The sequence below is a fragment of the Butyrivibrio sp. LC3010 genome (assembly GCF_000424385.1).
In the GTDB taxonomy this organism is placed as follows: Bacteria; Bacillota; Clostridia; order Lachnospirales; family Lachnospiraceae; genus Butyrivibrio.
In genome coordinates this window covers 19,675-28,139 of the sequence record NZ_AUJU01000035.1, presented here as the reverse complement: position 1 = coordinate 28,139, position 8,465 = coordinate 19,675, and the positions used below count along the sequence as shown (strand labels likewise).

Annotated in this window: 6 protein-coding genes and 1 pseudogene; 6 read left to right on the top strand and 1 reads right to left on the bottom strand. The window is 40.2% G+C overall.

The genetic code is table 11. The features are described from left to right. On the top strand, window positions 1-783 hold a 783-nt coding region (locus tag G622_RS23560; RefSeq protein WP_044958004.1), incomplete at its 5' end, for an MFS transporter. Window positions 784-932: 149 nt separating this feature from the next. On the opposite strand, the gene G622_RS0117790 is transcribed toward G622_RS23560, so the two are convergent. After that, complete coding sequence (locus G622_RS0117790; RefSeq protein WP_013282475.1) at window positions 933-1,517, bottom strand: TetR/AcrR family transcriptional regulator; 585 nt, start codon at window positions 1,515-1,517, stop codon at window positions 933-935. Window positions 1,518-1,681: 164 nt separating this feature from the next. On the opposite strand from G622_RS0117790, the gene G622_RS0117785 reads away from it, so the two are divergent. From G622_RS0117785 to G622_RS0117765, 5 genes and pseudogenes are all read left to right on the top strand, one after another. Further along, window positions 1,682-3,169 (top strand): radical SAM protein, encoded by a 1,488-nt coding sequence (locus G622_RS0117785; protein ID WP_026511805.1) that lies wholly within the window; start codon window positions 1,682-1,684, stop codon window positions 3,167-3,169. An 83-nt stretch (window positions 3,170-3,252) separates the two neighbouring features. After that, window positions 3,253-3,381: pseudogene (locus G622_RS27185) on the top strand (4Fe-4S ferredoxin); the annotation flags it as partial. A gap of 224 nt (window positions 3,382-3,605) precedes the next feature. After that, entirely contained in the window at window positions 3,606-5,819 is a 2,214-nt protein-coding gene (locus tag G622_RS0117775; RefSeq protein ID WP_026511803.1) for an EAL domain-containing protein, read from the top strand. A 127-nt stretch (window positions 5,820-5,946) separates the two neighbouring features. Beyond that, window positions 5,947-7,032 carry a tyrosine-type recombinase/integrase gene (locus G622_RS23555; protein ID WP_044958003.1) on the top strand — a complete coding sequence of 362 codons (1,086 nt, stop codon included), beginning with the start codon at window positions 5,947-5,949 and terminating at the stop codon, window positions 7,030-7,032. A 338-nt stretch (window positions 7,033-7,370) separates the two neighbouring features. Continuing rightward, complete coding sequence (locus G622_RS0117765; RefSeq protein ID WP_026511802.1) at window positions 7,371-8,447, top strand: tyrosine-type recombinase/integrase; 1,077 nt, start codon at window positions 7,371-7,373, stop codon at window positions 8,445-8,447. The last annotated feature ends 18 nt before the right edge of the window (window positions 8,448-8,465 follow it).

Sequence of the window (8,465 nt, the reverse complement as noted above, 5' to 3'; positions counted from 1 at the left end):
TTTGCCTATCAGGAGTTTCTGGATCAGCTTGGCGCGTTTCTCGGACCGGTACTGCTTTTTGTAACAGCTCTTGTAAAAGGTACAGACGACCTTTTTACAACATATAGAATCTCTTTTGCGATACTGCTTGTTCCTGCAATGATCACCATAGCTCTTGTTTTGACAGCAAAGATAAGATACCCTGATCCGGAGATCTTTGAAAAGCAGGAAGATAAACCGGCAAGCTTTGAATTCAGGAAGTCATTTGTTCTGTTCATGGCGGCCATCTGCTTTTTTGCTTTTGGCTTTGCAGACTTCACCCTGATCACACTTCATTCGGCTAATACCGGAGCATTTAATGAATCCATGCTCAGCCTGCTATATGCTGGGGCAATGGCTGTGGATGCCTTTGCTGCACTATTCTTTGGCTGGCTTTATGATAAGGTCGGGCTGAAGGCTCTGATCATTTCCACACTATGCAGCACATTCTTCTCATGTTTTGTTTTTATGACTGGAAATGCCTGGTTGATCGGAGCTGGGATAATTCTGTGGGGGATTGGAATGGGTGCGCAGGAAAGTATTATGAAAGCAGCTGTCAGCGGAATCGTCCCGCGTTCCATGCGAAGCACCGGTTTCGGAATATTTGAGACAGGATTTGGTATTGCGTGGTTTTTGGGCAGTTGGCTTCTCGGTGCCCTGTATGATTTGAATCCTGTGTATCTTGTCACTGTGTCTGTGGTATCACAGTTTCTGGCGATTGCATTTTATGTTTTATGCCTCCGGTGCAATAAGACAGAGTGCTAACAATTCCAGTTTGCTGGAATGAGCATTATATCGGAATTTTATGTTCTATTGGTGCTAAGGGAATTCCGGGGTCAAGCTTCATATGCGCAAGAATTACTTCGTTTACGCCAGGAAGGATCATTTCTCATGTTAGAAGAGGTCCTTGTTAATTATGGCAGTCTGCTCAAAGCGTTATCAAAGATATTTACGCAGATATCAGCCATTTGTTTTTCGTCTTCCTGCATCCCATCCCTGAACCAGCTTATGAGTATTTGTAAAATGGCAGCTTCGGCAGCAAGTCTGAGATACTTCTTTTCTGGGTCAGCTGTAGGATAGAGCCGCTCTGAGACCGCTTTTTCAAGAAAGAGTTCATTCTGAAGAATTCCGGCTTGGTCAAACAGAGATATTATATCTTTATCGTTTTTGACAGCCCGAAAAATATCTTCGAACCACAGATGTGGGTTTTCGTGCAGTTCGGGCTTTTCGCTGATCTCCGCTATACGCTTTATTATTTCATCCCCAAGCTCATGCAGGATATCTTCTTTATCTGTATAGTTTCGATAGAACGCCGTCCTTGATACTCCTGCACGGCGTACTATCTCGCTGATGGTGATCTTCTCATAAGGGTGTTCGCTCATTAGATGCATAAGCGAAAGCTGCAGACACTCTCTTGTCAGCTGATTGGACTCCTTATTATTCATCCTCAGAACTTCTTTTTTTTGCATTTCTGTTAAAGATTCTTTTGAGCTTTTCATTTTTTCTCCCTCTCGACGTTACAAAAAATGCAAGAATGTAACATCGGTTCACTTAAACGAAATATTGTCATGTCCGATGGTAGAGCCATTGTTATTAATATGCTGTGGCGTTACACTTGTTACATCAGAATAATTGTAGCATCGTTTGGGGAGGCATAACAAGTATGGAATTAGCAAAAAACATTTCTCACAAAGTACAAAGACAGGCTTTTAGCATACTGATTGACAGGTTCCTTGCAAATCTCGATAAAACGGAGAACAGGACTGCTACTTATCTTAAGCTTGTTGACCAGGCAGAGAAATTCTGGGGTAAAGATGGAGCCAGAAAAGAAAGCCTTGATAAAGTAAGAGCGGCATTTAAAGATCCGGATAACAGATGGGTTAAGTTTTTGAATAAAGTAATAGATGAGACAGATCCGCATGTTGCAAAGATGATGATGCTCAATCTTGGCTATGAGGCATTTTTCAGAGGCACAAAAATGATCAGGGCAAACAGGGAAAAATACGGATGCAATATCCCATGGCTTATTCTTTTTGACCCTACAAGCGCCTGCAATATGCACTGTGCGGGATGCTGGTCAGGTACTTATGGACCTAAGCACAATCTGTCTTTTGAAGATATGGACAAAATCGTTACCCAGGGAAAAGAGCTGGGAGTATATCTTTACATGATGACAGGAGGAGAACCTCTTGTAAGGAAGAAAGATATCTTGAAACTGGCAGAAAAGCACAATGATGTTGAGTTCTCTATCTATACCAATTCAACACTTATTGATGAGGATTTCTGTAAAGAAGTTGTAAGGCTTGGAAATCTCACATTCCAGCTTTCTATCGAGGGAACTCCTGAGACTAATGACGCAAGACGTGGCCTTGGTCATTATGATGCAGTAATGAATGCCATGGATCTACTCAAAAAGTACGGAATAGTTTATGGAACTTCCATCTGCTATACAAGAAACAACATCGAGGCAGTTACTGATCCTAAGTTCATCGAGTTTATAGCTGAAAAAGGAGCAAGATTTGGATTCTTCTTTCACTATATGCCGGTTGGAAACAATGCTGTTCCTGAGCTTATGCCAACGGTAGAACAGAGAAAGAAGATGGTGGATCAGATTAGATTCCTGAGAAGTGACAAATGTGACCTGGGATTCTTCCCTATGGATTTCCAGAATGATGGCGAAGCAGTTGGCGGATGCATAGCAGGCGGAAGAAATTACTTCCACATCAATTCAAGCGGAGCTGCTGAGCCATGCGTATTTATCCACTTCTCCAACACGAATATACATACACATTCAATACTTGAGATGCTTCAAAGTCCTCTTTTCATGGAATACCATAAGGGCCAGCCTTTCAATAAGAACCATTTAAGACCGTGCCCTATGCTTGAAAATCCGGCTCTTTTAAGGGATATGGTCGAAAGATCAGAAGCTCATGGTACAAATGAAGAATCCGAAGAAAGTGTTGAGCATCTGTGTGCAAAGTGTGATGATTACGCAAAAGAGTGGGCGCCTGTAGCTGACGATATCTGGGCCGGACAGAAACACTATAAGAAGGCATATGAGAATTATGCAAAAAAGGATGAAAAGCCTCTAAACATAGTTGCATTTAAGCACAAACCCAGACAGCATCACTTTAAACATAAGAGAGCTTAAATGCCTCGAATTTTATAGTATTGTTGTTTCATTTACCCTGTCGAATAAAGTTTTATACTTTTCTTTTTATGATGCAGGGCAGGTTTACAATGATCGGATGTCCCAAACCGGATGAGGGAGATTACACTGAGAAACTGACAGAAGTTATCAGTAACAAGGACATAAGGGATGTTACTATTGCAAGGATGGAAATGCCATGCTGCGTCGGTCTATGGTGTTCCGATGACTCATATAGCGTCGGAACACTTTTTTATGTTCTAATGGTGCTCCGTGAATCCCTGGTTCAAGTCCCGTATGCGCATAAGTTAGCAATGCCGGAATACTAGAAGTCGCCTTTATCGATTTGTTATTTATTATTTATCGTATTTTAACATAATAATGTTAGAATGAAGTGTGAGTATCTAAAGCAAAGAACAAACAATAAGGCGAGTGTATCATGAAATCAAAAAGGATCCATACTACTATCAGCATAGCCCTCCTTTTCCTGGTAATCTATCTGGGAGTCTTTTTGACGCCTGTTTATGCCTCGTCTGATTCTCCTGCTACAGAATTTACAGTCGGTGTGCCTGTAGACAGATGTCCTATGTTTTACATTGATAAAGACAACGGCAAGATTGCAGGAATCGGCGTTGATCTTATGGAATCCGCTGCCAAAGAAGCTGGTTTCAATGTCGCATTCAAAGCTATAAGTGAATCAAATCTTAAGGAAGCTCTTGATAGTACTGAGTACGATCTTGTTATGCCCTTTGGAAGTGCTGTTTCAAGTGCATCTGGTCAAGCGACCATCGTATCTGACAATCTCATCCAGACCCCATTTACCCTTGTGACTACAGATAAGCACTCTATTTCTGACATAAATACCATCAGAGTAGGCATGCTAAAATCACAGGGCGGAGTAGCAGAAACTGTAAAGCAGTTATACCCTGGAATAACGATAAACCTTTACAATTCCATGGCTGATTGCATTAAAGCGCTTAGAAATGAAGAGGTAGATGCACTTTTACATAACTCATATGCGTGGAGCTATGTGCTTCAAAAGCCATCCTATAATGATCTTAAAGTACAGCCTTCTGCCATGTTTTCAATGGATTTTCGTGCCGGAACTCTTGAAACCCCAGAGGGAAAAAAACGAATTGAACTTCTGAACGAAGGAATTGCAGCTATTCCTGAAACCAAAAAACAGGCTATAGCCCTTGATTACACTACCAGAGATCTTTATGTATATACTTTTGAAGACTATCTCTACCAATATAAATACTTCCTTATTATTGGGACTATCCTTTTTGCTGCTCTTGTTATAATGCTTGTCCTAAGACAGAAAGCATATTTTGAAGAGCAGAAGGAAAAGATGCGGATAATGGAGGATATCGATCCTCTCACTGGTGTGCTCAGCCACAATGGATTCCGTAAAAAAGTTGAGGAACTACTCACTAACAACCCTGATACACCGTATACGATATCCTATAACAACATAAAAGACTTTAAGTTCATCAACGACAGCTTTGGCTGGAAGGCCGGAGATGAGCTGTTAAAATTTTGGACTGAGAGAAGCCTTGAAGTACTTACCGATAAAGAAGCTATAGGAAGGTATGATGGAGATCATTTTGTTATCCTTCGATGTATTGGCGGCAATGAACAGATTCTTCAGGATGAAAAATATATTTTGACTCCTGTTCGCAATTATTTTAGCGATCGTGGAAAAGACTTTGTTGTAAGGCTCTGCTCTGGTATTTATGTTCTTATGCCTGATGACTATAAAGACATAAACGTGGATAAGATGCTTGATTATGCCCGCATTGCAGAAAGAAAAGTCAGAGAATCCAAGAAAGAAGGATTTGAGTTTTATAACCCAAAGCAGTGGGACATGGGAAGGAAAAGTGCCGGTATCGCAAGTCGCCTTCCTGCAGCTATTGAGTCTGGGGAAATACAAGTATGGTATCAGCCACAGGTCAACTATAAGACTGGGATGATAACTGGTGCAGAGGCTCTTTGCCGCTGGAAAAGCAAGAAGGATGGAAACATTTCTCCGGGAGAATTTATTCCGGTTTTGGAAGATGCTGGGCTTATCTATGATCTTGACTGTCACGTTTGGGACACTGTGTGTAAGGATTTGAAGCGATGGAATGATCAGGGCAGACAACTGTGTGTATCAGTAAACCTATCAAGACTTGATATAGTAAAGAACCCTGATGTAGCCGACCACTTTAATACATTAAAAGAGTTCTATAACCTATTGCCTGGTCAACTTCGTATTGAGATAACGGAAAGCGCATATGTCGAAAACTCCGATACCATCATCAAAACAACAACCAAACTTCGTGAAGCAGGCTTTGAAGTTGAAATGGACGACTTTGGAAGTGGTTACTCATCACTGAATATGTTAAAAGAAGTTATCCTTGATCGCATAAAGCTTGATCTTCGATTTATTACCGGTTCAGGTGACCAAAAGATGGGTCGGACAATACTTAGCTACATGGTCCAGATGATCCATGCTATTGGAACTTCTATTATCGCAGAAGGTGTTGAGACACTGGAACAGGCTGATTTCCTCGGAAGTCTTGGATGTGAGGAAATGCAGGGATATTATTTCTACAAGCCTATGCCGGTAGATGAGTTTGAAGAATTAACGGAATATCCAACAAAGAAATAAAGCCAATAAAGAACGATGTCAGACAGGGGGTCCACCTCCCGCTGGAACGCGTTGCTAACGCAAATATCATTGCACAAAATTCCCCTTTTGTGTTACGATTATTTTAGAAAAGCGGAGGAGTTAAGTCATGGGTGAAAATTCAGAATATTACAATTCATTGAGGCAGAAACGCCGTAAAGATACTGAAAGCATTAAAAACATTCTTCCTCAGCATACACATGGATTTGTTGAGGAATGTCTTCTCAAATATCAGGAAAGCACCGCTTTAAATTATGCGCAGGATATTCTATTTTTCTACGGATTTCTCAAGGAAAAGAATCCCCTGTGCAAGAATCTTGAAATCAAAGATATCCCCTTTGAAGTTGTCGAAAATCTTGGTCCTCAGGACATAAATGAATTCCAAAATTATGTTGCATCAGGCCACAAACCGGATAAAAAAGGAAATGTAAAGCCTGCTAAAGAACGTGCAATTGCAAGAAAAATGGCGGCTGTGCGGAATTACTATAAATATCTGATCAAATATGACTATCTTAAGATTGATCCCACAGTGAAAGCTGCTGTAAAGAAGAAAGAAAAGGTAAAGAAAGATATCCGAAGGCTGTATCCTGACCAGGTTCAGCTTCTAATGGATTCTGTCGCAGCTGTGAATTCTGCTAGTTACCATTCCAAAGTCATGTCTGAACCTACTGCAAAAAGAGATCTGGCCATTGTAAGTCTTCTGTTAAATACTGGAATCCGCGTCTCGGAATGTGCAGGGCTTGATCTTTCAGATATAAATTTTGATGAAAATACAATTACTATCGTCAGAAAAGGCGGCGATGAAGATCATCTCTACATAAACGAGATTATCCGGAATACGCTGAGGGATTATATCAATCATGAACGCCCTACCCTACTCAATGATTCTGAAGAACCTGCTCTCTTCATATCTCTTCAGCATAAGCGTTTATCGATAAGAAGCATCCAATATATGATTTCAAAATATGGAAAAAACACAGGACTTACTCAAAAGCTCACCCCTCATAAGCTCCGTAGAACTTATGGTACAGCGCTTTATAACAGAACAAGTGATATTTATATGGTTGCTGATGTTCTGGGACATAAAGACGTAAATACGACTGTTAAACACTATGCTGCTATAGAAGAAGAACATAAAAGACTGGCATCCCAGGTAGACGTTTATGGAACTGATGATAACCAGGATAATGATTAAATTGCACACACTACAGTGCCCGGTTTTTTACAATTTTAGCTTTAATCCATGCGGCTTTTTACAGATTTATCTTTAAAAGTACGGCTTTTTACATTTTCAAGCTTTATTTTTTTAAGTAAAAAAGTGTAAAAAGCCGTATTTTTGACTTTTTACACTCCTATCTTTAAACATATTACAAGTTTAGCTTAAACCGACAATAATGAGCGTCCTTTGCTCACAAATAAACCAAAGGAAGATAATATTTTATCTATGCGTAATATTTTTGTTTTGCGCAAGCAAAACGTATTTTTTATGTTATACTGTATGTGACATCGAAATTTCCATGAAAGAGGCTGGATATGGCAAACAATATTGTTAATTACTCAGACAGAATAAATGAATTACTTGATAAGATGCCGGATTTTGTCACGGATTTTATTTTTAATTTCAGAGACTCAGACAATCCATCGACCATGCTTCAATATTCAAGGGATATCTATGATTTTCTCAGTTTTCTGGTCTATAATCATGCAGAATTCGACGGTACAGACATAAAAGATATTTCTCTGGAAGACCTGTCAAAACTAAAAGCCCTGGATATAAACAGATATCTTACAAGGATCCGCAGCACCAGGGATCGCCGATATAAAAAGGTCAGAACGGATATTAAGGAAAAAAACGAGGTGCCGCAGAAACATAATGATTCAACCGTTAGACGTCTTAGGGCAACGCTCTCATCCATGTTCAGTTATTTTATAACCAACGGAAAACTGACTGCGAACCCGGCAGCTGCAACAAGACAAAAGAAACTTGCAGAGAAAAAGCTTATTTACCTGACAAATGAGCAACAGGCAATGCTGCTTGATGAAGTAAGAACCGGGGCAAATCTTGAAGGAAAAGCTGCTCGGCATCATGATCGTTTTGTTTTAAGGGATCTCGCAATGATCCTGCTTTTGCTTGACACCGGACTTAGAGTATCGGAAATGCTTTCCACGGATATTGGAGATTATAATTTCGATGACTGCAACGTACTTGTCATGAGAAAAGGCGGGGATCAGGACATAGTCTACTATTCTGATGAGTGTGCCGCATGCTTACAGGAATATTTTTCAGCTCAGCTTGCAAAATATGACATGGACAGCGACCATATTCCGGCATTCACAACCCTCAAAGGAGAACGCCTGGGAGTAAGAGCTGTAGAGATTCTTGTCAAGAAATATGCTATTGCAGGACTTGGAAGTACCTTAGGACAGACAATAACACCACATAAGCTTAGATCAAGCTTTGCGATGAGTTTTTATGCTGCAAGCGATAAGGATATACTGCTTCTAAAGGAAAAACTCCACCACAGCAGTATAAATACGACAAATATCTATGCAAAAGCTGCACCTGGAAAAAAGGCTGATACACGTAATTTACTTCAGGGATTAAGATGATAAATAAACTGATACCCA